The 16,419-nt window shown below is 61.1% G+C and carries 18 protein-coding genes and 1 tRNA gene; all 19 read right to left on the bottom strand.

Annotated elements, in window-relative coordinates; genetic code table 11:
- Positions 1-250 precede the first annotated feature (250 nt).
- A tRNA-Lys gene (locus OUZ52_RS06915) sits at positions 251-326 on the bottom strand.
- A gap of 90 nt (positions 327-416) precedes the next feature.
- Positions 417-1,112 carry a 7-cyano-7-deazaguanine synthase QueC gene (queC, locus tag OUZ52_RS06910; RefSeq protein ID WP_266157645.1) on the bottom strand — a complete coding sequence of 232 codons (696 nt, stop codon included), beginning with the start codon at positions 1,110-1,112 and terminating at the stop codon, positions 417-419.
- A gap of 105 nt (positions 1,113-1,217) precedes the next feature.
- The gene (gene queE, locus OUZ52_RS06905; protein WP_266157661.1) at positions 1,218-1,901 is read right to left on the bottom strand and encodes a 7-carboxy-7-deazaguanine synthase QueE; all 684 of its coding nucleotides are present in this window, start codon (positions 1,899-1,901) and stop codon (positions 1,218-1,220) included.
- 31 nt (positions 1,902-1,932) lie between these two features.
- Positions 1,933-2,799, bottom strand: coding sequence for a tol-pal system protein YbgF (ybgF, locus tag OUZ52_RS06900; protein ID WP_266157644.1), 867 nt, complete (start codon positions 2,797-2,799; stop codon positions 1,933-1,935).
- Complete coding sequence (gene pal / locus OUZ52_RS06895; protein WP_266157643.1) at positions 2,799-3,308, bottom strand: peptidoglycan-associated lipoprotein Pal; 510 nt, start codon at positions 3,306-3,308, stop codon at positions 2,799-2,801. Before pal ends, ybgF begins: the two co-directional genes overlap by 1 nt.
- 244 nt (positions 3,309-3,552) lie before the next feature.
- Positions 3,553-4,866, bottom strand: coding sequence for a Tol-Pal system beta propeller repeat protein TolB (gene tolB / locus OUZ52_RS06890; RefSeq protein ID WP_266157642.1), 1,314 nt, complete (start codon positions 4,864-4,866; stop codon positions 3,553-3,555).
- An 8-nt stretch (positions 4,867-4,874) separates the two neighbouring features.
- The gene (locus tag OUZ52_RS06885; RefSeq protein WP_266157641.1) at positions 4,875-5,822 is read right to left on the bottom strand and encodes a cell envelope integrity TolA family protein; all 948 of its coding nucleotides are present in this window, start codon (positions 5,820-5,822) and stop codon (positions 4,875-4,877) included.
- Positions 5,809-6,264: a protein TolR gene (gene tolR, locus OUZ52_RS06880; RefSeq protein WP_266157660.1), complete on the bottom strand. Its 456-nt coding sequence runs from the start codon at positions 6,262-6,264 to the stop codon at positions 5,809-5,811. The genes OUZ52_RS06885 and tolR overlap by 14 nt, the downstream gene beginning before the upstream one ends.
- A 13-nt stretch (positions 6,265-6,277) precedes the next feature.
- Positions 6,278-6,967 (bottom strand): protein TolQ, encoded by a 690-nt coding sequence (gene tolQ, locus OUZ52_RS06875; protein ID WP_266157640.1) that lies wholly within the window; start codon positions 6,965-6,967, stop codon positions 6,278-6,280.
- Positions 6,968-7,010: 43 nt separating this feature from the next.
- Positions 7,011-7,430 carry a tol-pal system-associated acyl-CoA thioesterase gene (gene ybgC / locus OUZ52_RS06870; RefSeq protein ID WP_266157659.1) on the bottom strand — a complete coding sequence of 140 codons (420 nt, stop codon included), beginning with the start codon at positions 7,428-7,430 and terminating at the stop codon, positions 7,011-7,013.
- 1 nt (position 7,431) lies between these two features.
- Positions 7,432-8,481 carry a Holliday junction branch migration DNA helicase RuvB gene (ruvB, locus tag OUZ52_RS06865; protein WP_266157639.1) on the bottom strand — a complete coding sequence of 350 codons (1,050 nt, stop codon included), beginning with the start codon at positions 8,479-8,481 and terminating at the stop codon, positions 7,432-7,434.
- Between the two features lie 186 nt (positions 8,482-8,667).
- Positions 8,668-10,539, bottom strand: coding sequence for a potassium transporter Kup (locus OUZ52_RS06860; protein ID WP_266157638.1), 1,872 nt, complete (start codon positions 10,537-10,539; stop codon positions 8,668-8,670).
- Positions 10,540-10,600: 61 nt separating this feature from the next.
- Positions 10,601-11,203: a Holliday junction branch migration protein RuvA gene (gene ruvA, locus OUZ52_RS06855; protein WP_266157637.1), complete on the bottom strand. Its 603-nt coding sequence runs from the start codon at positions 11,201-11,203 to the stop codon at positions 10,601-10,603.
- Positions 11,145-11,681, bottom strand: coding sequence for a crossover junction endodeoxyribonuclease RuvC (gene ruvC / locus OUZ52_RS06850; RefSeq protein WP_266157658.1), 537 nt, complete (start codon positions 11,679-11,681; stop codon positions 11,145-11,147). The genes ruvA and ruvC overlap by 59 nt, the downstream gene beginning before the upstream one ends.
- Before the next feature lie 172 nt (positions 11,682-11,853).
- Positions 11,854-12,576, bottom strand: a complete 723-nt coding sequence (locus tag OUZ52_RS06845) for a YebC/PmpR family DNA-binding transcriptional regulator (RefSeq protein ID WP_266157636.1) — start codon at positions 12,574-12,576, stop codon at positions 11,854-11,856.
- Between the two features lie 213 nt (positions 12,577-12,789).
- On the bottom strand, positions 12,790-13,464 hold the full coding sequence (locus OUZ52_RS06840; RefSeq protein ID WP_266157635.1) for an alpha/beta hydrolase: 675 nt from the start codon (positions 13,462-13,464) through the stop codon (positions 12,790-12,792).
- Positions 13,465-13,593: 129 nt separating this feature from the next.
- The gene (gene aspS / locus OUZ52_RS06835) at positions 13,594-15,366 is read right to left on the bottom strand and encodes an aspartate--tRNA ligase (RefSeq protein WP_266157634.1); all 1,773 of its coding nucleotides are present in this window, start codon (positions 15,364-15,366) and stop codon (positions 13,594-13,596) included.
- A gap of 129 nt (positions 15,367-15,495) precedes the next feature.
- A complete protein-coding gene (locus OUZ52_RS06830) occupies positions 15,496-16,047 on the bottom strand; it encodes a DUF3011 domain-containing protein (RefSeq protein ID WP_425493810.1) in 552 nt (183 codons plus the stop codon).
- 147 nt (positions 16,048-16,194) lie between these two features.
- A partial coding sequence (locus OUZ52_RS06825) for an FmdB family zinc ribbon protein (protein WP_425493809.1) occupies positions 16,195-16,419 on the bottom strand: 225 nt, incomplete at its 5' end.

Here is a 16,419-nt window from a genome sequence, read left to right as displayed (position 1 = left end):
GGGTTACTCAACATCGGCACCCAAGCCTTGAGTAGTCAACTCGTTACGAAGGTAACGTGGCGCGCATCGGCCCCAGTACCCGGTTTACGTCTGTAGAGGCTCACCAAAACAGCCTACTGCCAATGCCCAAGCGCATGAAAGATTCATCGCAGTGTCAATAATCTATTGGCTTTGGTCAAAAGCGGCACCAGGAAGCTTTTTTTCAACAGACATAAAAAAGGCCTGCAATGATGCAAGCCTTTGTTTTTATTGGTGGGCCGTGATGGATTCGAACCATCGACCAATAGATTAAAAGTCTACTGCTCTACCAACTGAGCTAACGGCCCGTCGCTTGATGCGAAGCCGGCAATTTTACGGCCTATATGCGTTTGACACAAGTTGTGCCGCCTTAGAGGCGGCACATCAGCGCTGTTTATTCAGATGTAACGCGTGGGATCGGGCAGACCTGCATCGCGGAATCCCTGCGCACGCAGGCGGCACGCGTCGCAATGGCCGCATGCGCGGCCTTCGGCATCGGCTTGGTAGCAGCTCACGGTCACTGCGAAATCGATGCCCAGGCGCTGGCCTTCCCGGGCGATATCGGCCTTGCTCATCCGCATCAGCGGCGCGTGGATACGAATACCCGCCCCTTCTACGCCAGCCTTGGTCGCCACGTTGGCCAGTTGCTCGAAGGATTCGATAAATGCCGGGCGGCAGTCGGGGTAACCTGAGTAATCGACCGCATTGACACCGCACCAGATGTCACTGGATCCGAGCACTTCGGCCCAACCCAGCGCAATCGACAGCATGATGGTGTTGCGTGCCGGCACATAGGTCACCGGAATAGCTTCGGCCCCAGGCACCTGGTCGGTATCCAGCGGCACATCCATATCGGCGGTAAGGGCCGAGCCGCCAATGGATCGCAGATCGACACTGACCGTCTTATGCCTTACTGCGCCAAGCACATGCGAAACACGCTCGGAGGCTTCCAGCTCGGCACTATGCCGCTGCCCATAGGCTACGCTCAGGGCGTATACGTCATAGCCCTGCTCGCGGGCGATAGCGATAGTGACGGCTGAATCCATACCGCCAGAGACCAGCACGACGGCTTTTCGGGGAGAGTTTTGAGACATGGTTAGATCCATGAGGGGTCAAGCCGGTCACCGGCCGAAAGGCGCCACCGGCAACACAGGCCAGCGCGCAGAAACATCAAACCCCTCTTCTACCAGGAGAGGGATTCAATGACCGGCAGCGTCGTCCCATAGCAGCTTATGCAACTGCATCTGGAAGCGCACCGGCAATTTGTCCTCAATAATCCACTCGGCCAAATCACGGGGTTTCACCGAACCATGCACGGGCGAGAACAACACCATGCAACGTTGCTCAAGCACGTGCTCGGCAACCGCATCGCGCGCCCATTCGTAATCGGCGCGACTGGCGATCACGATTTTGATCTGATCGTGCGGCAGCAAGTGATCAAGATTGGACCAGAGATTGCGTTTGGCCTCACCCGAATCCGGCGCTTTCAGATCCATTACTTTGCGCACGCGAGGATCGACCTGGGAAACATCGAGCGCGCCGGAGGTCTCCAGCGAAACCTCGTAACCGGCGTCGCACAGGCGGCGCAGCAGAATCAGGCAGCGCTTTTGCGACAACGGCTCACCGCCGGTCACGCAAACATGCCTGGCACCATGCGCGGCTACCTCAGCGAGGATGTCGTCGATCGCATGCCAGTTGCCACCGTAAAAGGAGTACTCGGTGTCACACCAGACGCAGCGCAGCGGGCAGCCAGTGAGGCGCACAAAAACCGTGCGCCAGCCGATCGCATCGGCCTCGCCTTGAATCGAGTGGAAAATTTCTGTGATGCGCAGGCGTTCCGGCTTGGCCTGCGCGGGTGACGTGGCTAACGTGGTGGTCGCCACGCCAGCGTCTTTATCGCTCACAACCCTAACCTCAATTGCCCGGCTGCTGCACGCGGCGCAGTCGCTCCTGAGCCAGGCCAGCGGCCTTGGAACCCGGATATTTGGCGGTGACGGATTTCAATGTGGCCTTGGCGGCATCCGTCTGCTTCAACTCAAGCTGGCTATAGCCGACCTTGAGCAACGCGTCAGGCACCTTGTCGCTCTGTGGAAACTGACTGAGCAAATGCTGGAAGGTCTCTAGCGCCACCGGGTAATTCATCGTGACGTAGTACGACTCGCCCAACCAGTAAAAAGCATTGGGGGTCAGCGCGTGATCGGGGTACTGCTGGATAAAACCACGGAAGCCACGCGAGGCTTGCGCGTAATCGCCACTGCGCAGTGACTTGAACGCCGCATCGTAAATTGCCTGGGCGCCGGCGGCATCCGCCGGAGCGGCGGCACTGGCAGCGCCGGCAGGTTGCGCCGTATTGGCTGGCGGCTTGCCGCCCTTGCCCTTATCCGCAACCGGGGTATTCACCGCTGGTGCGGCAGCATTGGCTGCCGCCGGATTATTGTTGCCAGACGCAGCGCCGGCGCCTGCTTCGAGGCGACCAAGGCGTGAATCGAGATCCACGTACTGCGACTTGCCTTTGTCCTGGAGTCCCTGCAACTGATGCTGCAGTTCTTCGATCTGGCCCTGCAGCTGCTGTATCTGCGCCTGCAGTTGCTGCACCTGATTGACCATGCCGATGCCGCCCTGGTCCTGGTTCTGCGCTTGCTGCTCAAGCCGTGCAACGCGATCGGCGAGACTCAAACGGGAATCCTGGGCTGCGGCCGTAACGGCAAAAAACATGGCGGATGCAAAAGCACCCGCCATGCCTAGCCTGGCTGCAAAACTATTAGCCAGTCGCTTTTTCATTACTTCGCCGTGTAGACGATCTCGACGCGGCGGTTCTTGCCCCAGCAATCCTCATTGTGCTCACGGCACACCGGCTTCTCTTTGCCGTAGCTGATCACGTTGAGCTGGCTGGCCGAACCACCGGCCGACTGCAGCGCGCTGGACACAGCATTGCCACGACGCTCGCCGAGGCCAAGGTTGTATTCACGCGAACCGCGCTCGTCGGTGTTGCCTTCGAGACGGATCTGCGAGGTCGGACGGTCCTGCAAGTACTTGGCGTGGCAAGCCATGATCTGCTGGAATTCCGGCTTGATTTCGGTCTTGTCGAAATCGAAGTAGACAACGCGCTGACGCAGGCAAGCGTCAGTGTCGAGGTCAGCCGGGGTGTACTTGCCCGAGGCGGTGGAAGGCTGGGTTGGCTGAGCCTGATCGACAACAGCTGGCTGCGGCTTGACTTCTTGCTTCTTGGAGCAAGCGGCCGCGCCAACGCAGAGCAGGGCGACCAGAGCGACGCGAACGGTCTTATTCATGGTGGACGTTCCTTCAAACGGGTTTGAGTTCCGACAGTCAATAACGATTGCGGCTACGGGACAGTGGTCGCCGGTGGACCGGCTGTTATTTTGACACCTTGTCGCCGGCAATGCGCTGTCTCGCAACTGTCGGCGTTATCGGCCGCGGCAAAATGCCACGACCGAGTAAATGTGATTGCCGGCGCGCACTTAGATGCTCGCCTGGCTTATCCTGCTGCGGCACCCAAGGTGCCCCAGCTCTATATCAACGCTGCCGATAGGGGCCCCAGGACGGTTCGCGCACATCGCCATCGGAAAGCACCAGGCGTTGGCGAACCAGACCATCAGCCGACACGGCATATAGGACACCACGACGCCCTTCGGTAGCGGCATACAACAGCATGCTGGCATTTGGGGCAAAACTCGGGGACTCGTCGATCGGTCCCGGCGAGATGAAGCGCACCTGCCCACCCAGACTACGGTCCATAATGGCGATACGATACACGTTCCCGTTGCCCTGCACCATGGCAATTTGCTTGCCGTCGTAGCTCACATTGGCATTGAGGTTGTTCTGCCCCTGGAAGCTGATCCGCTCGGCGGCACCGCCGCTTGCCGACATCTGGTAAATCTGCGGCCGACCGGAGCGATCCGAGGTGAAATAGATCTGCCCGTCGGCGGCCCAGAACGACTCAGTGTCGATCGCCAGATTGTTGGTCAGGCGAGTCTCCTGGCGGCTGGCCAGGTCGAGCACGAAGATTTCCGGGTTGCCCACATAAGAGAGGGTAAGAGCCAGCTTGGTGCCATCGGGTGACCACGACGGGGCGCCGTTGATGCCCTTGCCGCGTGCCGAAACCAGCTGGCGCGCACCGGTGGTGATGTCCTGCACATAGATCGCCGAGTTACCGCCTTCGAAGGAGACATAGGCAATCTTGCGGCCATCCGGCGACCACACCGGCGACAACAGCGACTCTTTCGAACGCGCCACGACCTGCGGGTTGTAACCGTCGGAGTCGGCGACCAGCAGCGAATAGGTGGTGTTGTTACCCAGCCCAACCGCAGTGATGTAGGCGATACGGGTCCAGAAGGCACCACGCACCCCGGTGATTTTTTCGTAGATCTGGTCGGCGATCTGGTGGGCTACGCCGCGCAGGTCACCGACCGGGGCGGTAAACGCCTGGGCCAGCAGGCTCTGCTGCTTGTTGACGTCCCACAGCTCGTACTCCACCCGAATCATGCCACCGCCGGCGTCGCTGACCCGGCCGATGGTGAGGTAATCCTGCTTGAGCAAGCGCCAGGTGGCAAACTTGATATCAGCCCCCTTGGATGGGAGCTCGACGATTTCGTTCTTGGCCAGCGAACGGAATTTGCCCGAACGATTGAAGTCGTTGCGGATCACGTCCGCGATATCGGTCGGCAAGGGTGCACCACCCGCCTGGGCGAACGGCACCACCGCGATCGGGGTCGCCGTTTTAAGGCCACCGACGATGTCGACACTAAGTGACTGGGCTGCGACCGGGCCGGCAAACAACGCCGAGACGGCCAACAGGACGAGGGCAAAGGTAGAGCTCACTATGCGCATGGGTTGGCTCACTGCGGCCTGAAGGTGAAATCAATATTGCGGTTGAACACGCTCTCGAAACCTTTGTAAGGCAGCGGCTGAGCGCGCAGTACGGCGTTCTCGATCGAACGCTTGCCGGCCTCGTCGTAAGGACAACCGGGGTCGACCTTGGCACTCATCACATCGCCACCGGGCAATTGCACGATATGCACAACGCACGCGGTGCTCGGCATGTTATCCGGGCGCAGCCAATTCTGCGTGACCGCGTTCTGAATCGCCGCAAGATAACGCGCCTGCAAGCCATTGTCCTGGCCATTGGTGCCCGTTTGGACCTGATCGGCCAGTGGCACATTGTTGCGGGCGTTATCCGCAGCGCTCTTCAGATCTTCAATCTGCTGCTTAGCCTGCTTGGCCTTGCTGTCTAGCGTCTTGGTCCGAGTCGAGGCCGCGTCCATCTTGGCAAACAGCTCGTCAATCTTTTTCTTCTCTTCTTCTTTCTTCTTGGCTGCCTGAGCGTCTATCTCGGACTGGCGCTGGCGCTGCTTTTCTTCCTGCTCGCGCTTGGCGTCCTCAGCCTTTTGCTCGGCCTCCTGCACGATCTTTTCCTGATCCTTGGTATCCGGATGCTCGGGCGGCGGCGGCAGGGTCTTGATCTTCTCTTCCTGCGGCGGAGTCGGCGGCGGCACCGCCGGCGGAGGTGGCGTGCTGTTGGGCACCGGCGGGGTCTTCACCGCCTTCGGCGGCGGACTGCCGGTCGGGCCGATCAAGGTCGCCTCGATAATTTCGCCAGGCAATTCCAGCGGCTTGGCGCAGGCGATCGGATTCCAGCTGGCTGGCAGATGGAGGGTTTCGAACAGCTTTTCGTAGAACGAGCACGGCACGACCGCCAGGGCCAGAAACCCGATGATGCCAAGATGCAGGACGGCGGCGAGAACAACCGCTTTCGGCGTCCCCTGTGTCCCCTTACGGTCGTCCATTCTTCGCGCCCGCATCCGCTTGGCCCGGCTGACTCATCAGGCCGACCTTGGCCACGCCGGCCTGTTGCAGCTCAGCCAGCACTTGGTAGACGCCATCGTATTTACCATCGCGGTCACCGGCCACCAGTACGCTGACCTCGGGGTTCGCCTTCACGAACGCACCCACCTTGGCCTTCATACCTTCCACATCGATCGGCTCTTTCTTGGCCGTGCCCAGGGTCAGGAACAACTGCCCGTTCTGACCGACCGAGACGATGATCGGCTCTTTCTTGTCTTGCATCGACTTGGCGTGAGCCTGCGGCAGATTCACGTCCACATTCGAGTTGAGCATCGGCGTGGTGACCATGAAGATGATCAGCAACACCAGCATCACGTCGATATAGGGGACGACGTTGATCTCTGATTTGAGCTTGAAGCGCTTGCTGCGCCCTGAGTGACGGATGGCCATGATTCGCTCAGGCAGCCGCGTCTTCGGTTTGAATCTGTCGCTGCAGCACCGAGGAGAACTCCTCCTGGAACACGTCGTAATGCGAAGCGATGCGCTCGACCTTGTTGGCGTAGCGGTTATAAGCCCACACCGCCGGAATCGCCGCGAACAAACCCATCGCGGTAGCGATCAAGGCCTCGGAGATATGCGGCGCGACCACGGCGATGGTGACGTCTTTCATCTCACCCAGGCCCTGAAAGGCGCCCATGATGCCCCACACCGTACCGAACAAACCGACGTAAGGGCTGATCGAGCCGACGTTGGCCAAAAATTCCAGATTGCGCTCCAGCGCGCCGATTTCACGGGTACCTGCCACGCGCATGGCGCGCTCGGCACCTTCGATGACGATGCGCATGTCATGCACTTTGCGCTGGCGCTGACGTGCAAACTCGCGGAAGCCCGACTCGAACACGTTCTCCATACCGCCATTGGCGGCGCCACGGTTGCTGACCTCGCGGAACAGCTGAGCCAGGTCAGCACCGGACCAGAAACGCTCTTCAAACGCCTCGGCGTTTTCGGTCGCGGCCTTCAGCTGCGAATACTTGCGGATGATGATGACCCACGACAGGAAAGAGAACACCAGCAGCAAGATCAGCACCAGCAGCACAGGTACGCTTGCTTCTGCGACCAGCTTAAAAATGTTCAGTCCACCGTTCATGGCTTGGGGGTTCTCCGCCGGGGTTGGGTTATGTATGAGTAGATTAAGGATCAAAAGCGGGGATAAACCCGCTCGGAATCTGTGCCGGGCGCATGCGGCCGATATCGACACAGGCCAGGCGCACCTGCGCCCGAATCAACTGTGTGCCGTCAGCCCGGCTGATTGTCTGGGTGAACAGGATACTGGCTGAACGACGCTCTTTGACCTCGACCGTCACCGACAGTTCATCATCCAGCAGGGCCGCCTTGAGAAAGTCGATCTGCATTTCGCGCACGAGGAACACCAGCCCGGTAGCCTCCTTGAATGCCGACTGATCCACGCCCATGCCACGCAACCATTCGCTGCGGGCGCGCTCCATGAAGCGTAGATAGCTGGCGTGATAGACCACGCCACCCGCATCGGTATCTTCCCAGTACACGCGAACCGGCCAGCGGAACGTGTCCTGGGGCGGCCTCGTCGGCATCTCAGCCATCGCTATTTCCATCTGTGAAAAGGTCGCCCGGCTGCGCCTGGCGCGGTGGCGGGGTCAGGCCCAGATGGCGCCAACCCTTGGCGCTGGCCATGCGGCCGCGGGCGCTGCGGACCAGATAGCCTTGCTGGATCAAATACGGCTCGACCACGTCTTCGAGCGTGCCGCGGTCCTCGCTCAATGCAGCGGCCAGCGACTCCACCCCTACCGGGCCACCATCGAAATTCTCGATGATCACCGTCAGCAGGCGCCGATCCAGCTCATCGAAACCTTCGGCATCGACCTTGAGCATATCCATCGCCGCCTGCGCGACGGCACGGGTAATCTGCCCATCGGCGCGCACCTCGGCATAATCGCGCACCCGGCGCAGCAGTCGATTGGCGATACGCGGCGTGCCGCGCGAGCGGCGGGCGATCTCCTGCGCGCCTTCCAGCTCGCAGGCAATGCCGAGAATCCGCGCGGCGCGGCGCACGATCTCGGTCAACTCCTCCGGAGTGTAAAACTCCAAGCGCTGCACAATGCCGAAGCGATCGCGCAACGGTGCCGTCAGCATGCCCGCGCGGGTGGTCGCACCAATCAGGGTAAACGGCGGCAGATCCAGTTTGATCGAGCGCGCGGCTGGGCCCTCGCCGATCATGATGTCGATCTGGAAATCCTCCATCGCGGGATAGAGCACCTCCTCGACCACCGGCGAAAGCCGGTGAATCTCATCGACAAACAGCACGTCACCAGCCTCGAGATTGGTCAGCAGCGCCGCCAGATCCCCCGCCCGCTCAAGCACCGGCCCCGAGGTAGAGCGCACATTGACGCCCAATTCATTGGCAATGACATGGCTTAACGTGGTCTTGCCCAAGCCTGGCGGCCCGAAGATCAATACGTGATCAAGCGCCCCGCCGCGCCGCTTCGCCGCCTCGATATAAATCGACATCTGCTCACGCACGGCCTGCTGGCCAAGATACTCGGCCAGCCGTTTGGGTCGAATCGTGGCCTCTAACGCCTCGTCATCGAGCTGCGTGGTGGCGGTGATGATGCGGCGCTCAGTCATGCGGCGAATTATGGCAGGAACGGGGAACGGGGAACTGGGAACGGGGAACGGGGAAAAGCCTAAAAAGCAGAAACGGAGAAGCAAGAGCTAAAACAAAGCAAGATCGAAAAAGAACGCAGCACCGCAATCACCGCGCGAACTCCACGTTCCCCGCTCCCTATTCCCCGTTCCCCGTTCCCCGCCGCTCTAGATTTCCACCTGCGCGCCAAGCTCGATCAGCCGGTTACCTGGAATCTGGAAAAATGCCGTGGCGGGAAGCGCGTTGCGCGCCATGAAGGCGAACAACTTGTCGCGCCATAGCGCCATGCCGGGCCGACGCGCGTCGGCAATGATGGTTTCGCGCGACAGGAAGAAGGTCGTGTCCATCAAGTCAAAACTCACCCCGACACGTGCGCAGTGCGTCAGCGCCAGCGGGATATTCGGGTCTTCCGCAAAACCAAAGCGCAGCGCAAGCCCGTAGAAGCCGCCATCCATCGGCGTGATGGTAACCCGCTCCTCGAAGTCGGCGACCGGGGTCTCCAGAATCTCCACCGTCAGCAATACATTGCGCTCGTGCAGTACTTTGTTGTGCTTGAGGTTGTGCAGCAATGCATGCGGCACGGCGTTCTGGTTGGCGGTCAGGAACACCGCGGTACCCGGCACGCTCAGCGGTGGATGTTCGCGAATATTGTGAATAAACGGCGCCAGCGCCAGGCCCGACTGCTTGATCTCGCGCACCACCAACTCACGGCCACGGCGCCAGGTCGTCATCACGATAAAGATGCCCACACCCAACACCAGTGGGAACCAGCCGCCATACTCGACCTTGATCAGGTTGGCGCCGAGGAACGAGAGATCGATGGTCAGCAACAGCACGCCGGCGATGATCACCACCGCACGGCTCCAACCCCACTGGCGCCGCGCCACGAACAAGGCCAGCACGGTGGTAATGGTCATCGTGCCGGTAACGGCAATGCCATAGGCCGCACTGAGCTTCTCCGAGCTGCCGAAGTGGAAGACCGCCGCCAGCACCATGATCAGCAAAAAGTTATTCACCCACGGCACGAAGATCTGCCCAGACATTTCACGCGACGTATGCACCACCGGCATGGAATAGCCCAGCGCCATCGCCTCGCGAGTCATCGAGAAAGCACCGGAGATCACCGCCTGCGAGGCAATCACGGTCGCCACGCAGGCCAGTCCGATCATCGGATACAACAACGGCGCCGGCACCATGATGAAGAACGGATTGCTGATCGCCTCAGGGTGCGCCAGCAGCAACGCGCCTTGACCGAAATAATTCAGCACCAGCGCCGGCAAGACGAAACCAAACCAGGCCATGCGTATCGGCTTTTTACCGAAATGACCCATATCGGCATACAGCGCCTCGGCACCGGTCAACGCAAGCACCACACCACCGAGGGCGATGAACGCTTTCATCCCGTGCAAGGAGAAAAACTTGATCCCGTACATCGGATTGAGCGCAGCCAGCACCTGCGGATTGCGCATGATTTGCTGCACGCCCAACAAGGCAATCACGATAAACCAGACCACCATCACCGGGCCAAACAGCCGCCCTACGCGCTCGGTACCGTGACGCTGCAAAGCGAACAGAAAGAACAAAATCACCGCCGTTACCGGCACCACCCACGCATCCAGATTGGGTGCAGCCACCTTCACGCCCTCGACCGCCGACAGCACCGAAATGGCCGGGGTGATCACGCCATCGCCGTAGAAAAGCGCGGCGCCGAAAATACCGATAATCGCCAGGATCCAGCGCGAACGCGGCTCGCCGCGCACACTGCGCAAGGCCAGCGCAAGCAGCGCCATGATGCCGCCCTCGCCCTTGTTGTCGGCACGCATGATGAACACGACGTACTTCAATGACACCACGATGATCTGCGCCCAGAAGATCAGCGAAAGCACGCCGTAGATGCTCTCGGCCGCCGGCAACTGACCGTCGTGACTCAAGGTCGTCTGCAAGGTATACAGCGGGCTGGTGCCGATATCGCCGTAGACCACGCCAATCGCGCCCAGCGCCAGTGCGGCAAGCCGGCGCTTGGTTTCAGCGTCGCTCATGCCGTGTGAGGTTCCTTGATTCACGGGTTAACTCCTGAAGGGCGCACATGCTGGATAGACATCACGACGCCCCTAATGCGGCGCGTAGCGCCTTGCGGATGATGGATTCGGCACTGTCGCCTTCAGCGGCAACCTTTTGCACCAAACGCGTAACTTCAACAGGCTTGTAGCCGAGTTGCTGCAAGGCCACGGTAGCCTCGCCGGCGGCATCGAGCGGTGCACCGGCCGACTTGCCGAGCGTACCGGTCAGGCTCACGCCAAGACCCTCGATACGATCACGCAGCTCAATCACGATACGTTCCGCGGTTTTCTTGCCGATGCCAGGAATCTTGGTCAGGGCAACCACATCGCCGGCGTGCACCAGGCGCGCAAAATCGGCGGTAGAGACCCCTGACAATACCGATAGCGCGATCTTCGCGCCGATACCGCTGACTTTGAGCAGATTGCGAAACAGCGCGCGCTCAGCTTCATGCATGAAGCCATATAAGGCGACGCTGTCTTCCTTCACCGCGTAATGGGTGAGCAGGATCACTTCTTTGCCAGTACTGGGCAGGTCATAAATGGTCGACATCGGCGCTTCTAACTCATAGCCGACCCCACCCACTTCAAGCAGCAACCATGGCGGCTGCTTGGAAATCAGGATGCCTCGCAATCGGCCGATCATCGGCGCCGCCTCCATGCGCGACCGCTACCGCGAGCGCATCGGCGGCATCCGCTTGCAGCGGGCCTTTCAGGCCAAGCAATACGCCCATCATGTGCTGCACCTGAGTCTTATCGCCCCTGCCGCTACCTACCACGGCCTGTTTTACTTCTGTCGCTGCATACTCGTGCACCGCAATTCCCTGGCTAACCACCGCACAAATCGCGGCGCCTCGCGCTTGCCCCAACTTCAACGCCGAATCGGGGTTGCGCGCCATAAACACACGCTCAATGCCACACTCGTCCGGCTGATGCGCGGCGATAATGGCACATAGCTCATCGAAGATGCGCTTGAGCCGTAAGGGAAAGCTCGCCTCGCCCGATACCAGCAGCCCAGCATGAAAAACGTGTGACAGCTTACCGCCGGCGTCGACATCGATGATGCCGACACCGGTGCGCTGACTGCCCGGATCGATGCCCAGGATACGCGTATGGCCGGCAATCTTCGCCGGGACCAGCGGGGCGAGGGCTTCAGCCGCGGACAAAAGCCCGCCTTCGGCAAGTGGCTCGGCAGCCGCCACCTTGCGCCGGGTCCGCGGCGTAGCCGCCCCGGCACCCACGCTATCGGCCTGTGTCCCCTTGCCTGCACTTGCTGGCGCCGTGGCGCCCCGTCGCTTAATCATTCAACGCAGCGTTGTGATAAACCTCACTCACATCGTCCAGCCCATCGAGCTTCTCGATGAGATCCTCCAAGGTTTCCAGCGCATCGTCCGGCACCGCAACCCGGTTGTCCGGGCGCATCACCACACCGGCGTGCTCCGCATGCAGGCCCGCCTTGGTCAGTGCCAACTGCACTGCCTCGAAGTGCTCCGGCGCGCACAGCACCGTGCTTTCGTTGTTCTCGTTGACGACGTCGTCAGCGCCGGCATCCAGCGCCGCTTCCAAGACTTTCTCTTCGGCGGCGGCATCGCCACCGGTAGCGAACACCAGCTCGCCACAGCGCTTGAACTGGAAGGCCACCGAACCGCTGGTACCCAGATTGCCGCCATGCTTGGTCAAGGCCGAACGCACATCGGCTACCGTGCGCACCGAGTTGTCGGTAAAGCACTCGATAATCAACGCAATACCGGCCGGGCCGTAGCCCTCATAGCGCAGCTCTTCCATATTGGCGCCGCCATCGGCGCCCGAGCCGCGCTTGATCGCCCGCTCGATGGTGTCCTTGGTCATATTGGCCGACAACGCCTTATCGACCGCCGCGCGAAGGCGCGGATTGGCAGCCGGATCGGCCACGCCAGCACGCGTGGCGACGGTGATCTCGCGGATCAGCTTGGTGAACACCTTGGCGCGCTTGGCGTCTTCGGCATTCTTGCGACCTTCGATGGAAGGACCTCTACCCATAAGTAATTCCTGCGGCTGACCGAACGGACAAGCCGGGAATTTTAGCTGCTACTCGCTACGGGGTGGCAACCAGGGGGAACGGGGAACGGGGAACGGGGAACGGGGAACGGGGAACGGGGAAAAGCATAAGAAGCAGGAGCCGAGAAGCAAAGGCCAGACCGATAAAGCGGAAAAGGTCGAAAAGAACATGCGGCGGCAATCGCCACGCGAACTTCACGCTCCCCGTTCCCCATTCCCCGTTCCCTGCTCCAACTGCCTATCAAACCTCCCCTGCCGCAAAAACCGGGCAATCTGCCGGGCCGTCTCGGGGGAAAACAGCAAGCCGGTGTGATTGGCCTCGACCAGGCAATGATCGGTCAGTCCGGGCAGGCGGGTTTCCGCAACGGCCACCGTGCCATCGTGCTCGCCTTCGATCTGGCCCAGCACTACCCCGAGCCCAATGGGTAGGCGCCCGGCAATAACGCCGACCTCGCGCGGACCCTGCCATTGCTCGAAGCCATGCTCAAGCAGGGCACGGTTATATCCCAACATCACTTCGCCGCCGCGGCCCATGCCGGCCAAACGGCGAGCCGCCGCACTGCCCTGCAGTGGCGAGCCGAGGCAGACAATGCGTCCGGGCGGCAAATCCGCCTCTTGCTCACAAGCGCGCAACGCCAACAGCCCACCCAGGCTATGCCCGACCAGATGCACGGCTTGACCTGGCTGCTCCTGCTCCAGCTCACGCATGCGGTCATGAATCTGGCCGAGAATGCGCTGCTGGGTCGCCGCCACGCTCAAATAGTCAAAGCGATGGACACGGAAACCCGCCTCCATCAAGCGCCGATGCAGCATGACCAGCGCAAAACCGCGCATCCAAAGGCCGTGCAGAAGAATCACGTGGTCGGACATGGGCTGCCGAAATCAAGGGGGAGCAAACGCCCTCCCCTACGGACAGGAGAGGTTTGGAACAGAGCAGGCATCCATCGCCAGAATGCCGCCCTTCCCGGCCCCTCCTCCAACAAGGAGGGGGCACAACTTTTATACGGTGCCGGCTTTTTCGACCGCCACTTGTACGTGTAGTTCTTTCAATTGCGCCGAGGCGATCGGCGAAGGTGCATCGGTCATCAAGTCTTGCGCGCTGGTGGTCTTGGGGAAAGCGATCACGTCACGAATCGACTCCGTACCGGCCATCAAGGCGGCAATACGGTCGATGCCGAAGGCCAAACCACCATGCGGCGGGGCGCCGAACTTAAGCGCCTTGAGCAAGAAACCGAATTTCGCCTCGGCCTCTTCCGCACCAATACCGAGCAGCTCGAACACCGCGCTCTGCATTTCCGGCCGATGGATACGGATCGAACCACCACCGATCTCGTTGCCATTGAGCACCATGTCGTAACCACGACTCACCGCGGTTGCCGCATTCGCGCGCAAATCATCGATGTCATCGACATTGGGCGCGGTAAAGGGATGGTGCAAGGCGACGTAACGCTGGGCTTCGTCGTCATACTCGAACATCGGGAAATCAGTGACCCACAGCGGCTTCCAGCTGTTCTCCACCAGTCCGCGATCCTTGGCGACCTTGAGGCGCAACGCGCCCATGAAATCGGTGACCGTTTTCCAGCGTCCCGCGCCGAAAAACAGCATGTCGCCAGTCTGCGCGCCGGTTGCCTTGAGCACCCCTTCCAGCGCCGCATCGTCAAGAAACTTGGCCACCGGCGAATTGATGCCCTCGCGGCCCTTGTCCAGGTCGTCGATACGCAACCAGGCCAGGCCCTTGGCGCCGTACTTGCCGACATATTCGGTCAGCTGATCGATCTCTTTGCGGGTCAGGCTGCTGCCACCCGGCACGCGCAGCGCCGCCACGCGGCCTGCGGGATCATTCGCCGGCTCGGCAAACACTTTGAACTCGACGTGCTTTACCGCATCGGCGATATCGACCAGCTCCAGCGCAATGCGCAAATCGGGCTTGTCCGAGCCAAACCGACGCATCGCCTCGGCCCAGGTCATGCGCGGGAACACCGCGTCCAGCTCGACGTTTTGCACCAGCTTGAACACGTGACGAATCAGCTCTTCGACGAAATCCTGCACGTCGCGCTCTTCGACAAAGGCGAATTCAAGGTCGAGCTGGGTGAATTCCGGCTGGCGATCGGCGCGCAAATCCTCATCGCGGAAGCAGCGGGCAATCTGATAGTAGCGGTCGAAACCGGCCATCATCAGGATCTGCTTGAACAGCTGCGGCGACTGCGGCAACGCATAGAACTGGCCGGCATGCACGCGGCTGGGCACCAGGTAATCGCGCGCGCCTTCCGGCGTCGCCTTGGTCAGAATCGGCGTTTCGATATCCTGAAAACCGCGTTCGTCGAGATAACGGCGCAACGCCTGGACCAGCTGAATACGCGTACGCAGCATGCGCTGCATCTCGGGGCGGCGCAGATCGAGGTAGCGGTAGGTCATCCGCATATCCTCGTTCGGGCTCTCATGCTGGGCGAACGGTAAATCTTTCGCGGCGTTGAGTATCTCGATCTTGTCGGCTACCAGCTCCACCGTGCCGGTCCTGAGCTTGTCATTCACCGACAGGCGCTTGCGAATCGTGCCGGTCACGCGCAGACAGTACTCATTGCCAATCTCGCCGGCCACGGCAAAGGCGGCGGCGTTATCGCGGTCGACCACGACCTGGGCCAGCCCCTCATGGTCACGCAAATCGACAAAAGCCACGTGGCTCTGCAAGCGAAGGGTGTTGACCCAACCACACAGGGAAACGGTCTGGCCGACCAGCGACTCATCGATGAGGCCGCAGAAATGCGTGCGCATGCGCTTGAAACTCCGGGCCGCTTGGGCGGCATAAGACATGGAAAGACCCGGAATCTTAACACTCAAGCTCGCCGGTACAGCGGCCGGCGAGCCATCGGGGCGCTTGATAACGCCCCGCAACCGTCAGGCTTACCAGCGGCGATCGACCGAGAAATCGGCGCGGCAACCGCGATCCACCCAGATACCATCACGGCGCCAGCCCCAGCTGCGGCCTTCGTCGCAATCAGCGCCAGAGATCTGGCGATCCAGCCGTACCCCGCCACGGCCGATATCCACCGGGCAAAACTGGTAACGACCGCCCGAGCTTTCGCAGCGCACGCCACCGCGGTTATCTCCACCCCAGCCGCCACCGCCACCCGGACGCCAGCCGCCGCGGTCGCCGTCGTCATCGCGGCCAGGACGCCAGCCGCCGCCCCGGCGTCCGTCCGACTGGACGAAATTGCCACGGCAACCGTTTTTCACCCACACGGTATAGGGGTCGGTGCCCCAACTATCGCCCTCTCGGCAACTAGCGTTGGAGAGTTGCTGGGACAGCTCCGAATAGCGCCACGGCACATTGCAGCGGCTGCCACGATTATCGTTGCTGGCGCAATACACCGAGCCGTCGCCGTTGATGCGCTGCGCCTGAGCGGTTTGCGGCGCCGCCATACCCAAGCCCGCGGCAGCTGCGATGGCTGCCAAGAGCAACATTCTGCCTGTCCCGATCATCGCGTCGTCCTTTGTTGATGTGTGGTTGATGTGTGGCGCCAAGCTAGCCGGAACTTGCCCAACCGAGATTGAATATTTTGTGACGCCTCGGGCGACATCTTTCGACCGGTGGGCCTTTGTTCAGTCGCTCGATGCCGCGCTGCTGGCGGCCGGTTTGCTGTCGCTGCTTGACGCTGCCGGCGCACTGGGAGCCGCTGCCGCGGTTCCACCGCTGTCGCCGGCCAGATTGCGCTTTTTGTCGCCGTCTTTCTTGAAGTCGGTTTCATACCAGCCGCTGCCGGCCAGCCGGAACGACGGGGCACTGAGCTTGCGCTGGACGCGTGGCGCTCCGCATTGCGGGCAAGT

This window comes from Dyella silvatica (genome assembly GCF_026283955.1).
In the GTDB taxonomy this organism is placed as follows: domain Bacteria; phylum Pseudomonadota; class Gammaproteobacteria; order Xanthomonadales; family Rhodanobacteraceae; genus Dyella_C; species Dyella_C silvatica.
The sequence above is the reverse complement of the archived record's forward strand: the minus strand, read 5'-3'. Positions and strand labels throughout refer to the sequence as shown.

Excerpts from the sequence above, each read along its gene's own strand:
- queC (WP_266157645.1), bottom strand. The coding sequence starts at position 1,112 with ATGTCTCAAAACTCTCCCCGAAAAGCCGTCGTGCTGGTCTCTGGCGGT.
- ybgF (WP_266157644.1), bottom strand. The coding sequence starts at position 2,799 with ATGAAAAAGCGACTGGCTAATAGTTTTGCAGCCAGGCTAGGCATGGCG.
- pal (WP_266157643.1), bottom strand. The coding sequence starts at position 3,308 with ATGAATAAGACCGTTCGCGTCGCTCTGGTCGCCCTGCTCTGCGTTGGC.
- tolB (WP_266157642.1), bottom strand. The coding sequence starts at position 4,866 with ATGCGCATAGTGAGCTCTACCTTTGCCCTCGTCCTGTTGGCCGTCTCG.
- OUZ52_RS06885 (WP_266157641.1), bottom strand. The coding sequence starts at position 5,822 with ATGGACGACCGTAAGGGGACACAGGGGACGCCGAAAGCGGTTGTTCTC.
- tolQ (WP_266157640.1), bottom strand. The coding sequence starts at position 6,967 with ATGAACGGTGGACTGAACATTTTTAAGCTGGTCGCAGAAGCAAGCGTA.
- ybgC (WP_266157659.1), bottom strand. The coding sequence starts at position 7,430 with ATGCCGACGAGGCCGCCCCAGGACACGTTCCGCTGGCCGGTTCGCGTG.
- ruvB (WP_266157639.1), bottom strand. The coding sequence starts at position 8,481 with ATGACTGAGCGCCGCATCATCACCGCCACCACGCAGCTCGATGACGAG.
- OUZ52_RS06860 (WP_266157638.1), bottom strand. The coding sequence starts at position 10,539 with ATGAGCGACGCTGAAACCAAGCGCCGGCTTGCCGCACTGGCGCTGGGC.
- ruvA (WP_266157637.1), bottom strand. The coding sequence starts at position 11,203 with ATGATCGGCCGATTGCGAGGCATCCTGATTTCCAAGCAGCCGCCATGG.
- OUZ52_RS06845 (WP_266157636.1), bottom strand. The coding sequence starts at position 12,576 with ATGGGTAGAGGTCCTTCCATCGAAGGTCGCAAGAATGCCGAAGACGCC.
- OUZ52_RS06840 (WP_266157635.1), bottom strand. The coding sequence starts at position 13,464 with ATGTCCGACCACGTGATTCTTCTGCACGGCCTTTGGATGCGCGGTTTT.
- aspS (WP_266157634.1), bottom strand. The coding sequence starts at position 15,366 with ATGCGCACGCATTTCTGCGGCCTCATCGATGAGTCGCTGGTCGGCCAG.